Origin of the sequence: Microbispora sp. H10670 (genome assembly GCF_014161385.1) — a bacterium.
Lineage (GTDB): Bacteria > Actinomycetota > Actinomycetes > Streptosporangiales > Streptosporangiaceae > Microbispora > Microbispora triticiradicis.
In genome coordinates this window covers 1-945 of sequence record NZ_JABBWW010000090.1, presented here as the reverse complement: position 1 = coordinate 945, position 945 = coordinate 1, and the positions used below count along the sequence as shown (strand labels likewise).

The following is a 945-nucleotide window of genomic DNA, read 5'->3' as shown; positions in this document are numbered from 1 at the left end:
AGGCGGGGAACTGGACGATGGTGAGCCAGTCGGCGTGCTCGGCGGCGAAGGTCTTCATCCCAGGCACCAGGTGCAGGTTGAGGTTGTCCCAGACCAGCACGATCGGCGCACCGAGCTGGGCGTGGGCATGAAGGATCAGGTCGCGGTAGTCCATCCAGCCGAAGGTCTTGGGCTCGCCTTTGCGGCCGCGGTAGAGGTGCAGGCGGTAGATCAGCCGGGAGCGTTCGCCGGGTTTGTAGCAGACCAGGGCGGCGATGTTCACCCGTCCGCTTCCGCGCCCGCGGACGTGGATCACCGGGGTGTGTCCGCGCCGGCCCCATGTTCGTGCGCGAGGCGGCCTCAGCCCTTGACCGGCTTCGTCTTCGAAGCAGATCCAGGCGCCGTCGGCCGCCGCGGATCTTCCACCTGCGGCCAGACCTCCTTCTTCCACACCTCGATCGCGGCCTCGTCGCGCTCGATCGCCCGGCGGGCGGGCCGCTGGCACGACCAGCCGTTGCGGCGCAGCAGGTACCACACCCCCTGCAGGGTGTAGCCGATGTGGAACATCCTGCCGATCAGGGTCTTGATCCGCATCAGTGTCCAGCGCTGGTCGGCGAACCCGTGCGCCAGCGGACCGCGTTGCAGTTCGGCCTCCAGCCGGGCGAACTGCGCCGGACTGAGCCGGGGCAGCGCATGCGGGCCTGCTGAGGCCAGCGCCGCCGTGCCGCCCTCCCGCCAGGCGCGCCGCCACCGCTCCACCGACCGCTGGGTGACCCGCAACGTCCCAGCTATCGCCGCGTTCGTGACCCCCTGCGCGAACATCTCGGCTGCTTGCAGCCGTACCTCCTCGCGGCGCCGCTGCTCCTGGGGGGTGAAGCCGCCGCCTTGGGCATACCGCACACCTTGGTCATACAGACCAAATCAGCCCTCGTCAGCTCACCGACAAGACCCATTTAAGTTCCGTAG

The 945-nt window shown here is 69.0% G+C and carries 2 protein-coding genes; both read right to left on the bottom strand.

Annotated elements, in window-relative coordinates; all coding sequences use genetic code 11:
- Nucleotides 1-430: transposase (locus HHX33_RS35385; protein ID WP_182878254.1), on the bottom strand; the 430-nt coding region annotated here is incomplete at its 3' end.
- Nucleotides 340-879, bottom strand: coding sequence for a helix-turn-helix domain-containing protein (locus tag HHX33_RS34665; RefSeq protein ID WP_182878253.1), 540 nt, complete (start codon nucleotides 877-879; stop codon nucleotides 340-342). The genes HHX33_RS34665 and HHX33_RS35385, both read right to left, overlap by 91 nt.
- Nucleotides 880-945 lie beyond the last annotated feature (66 nt).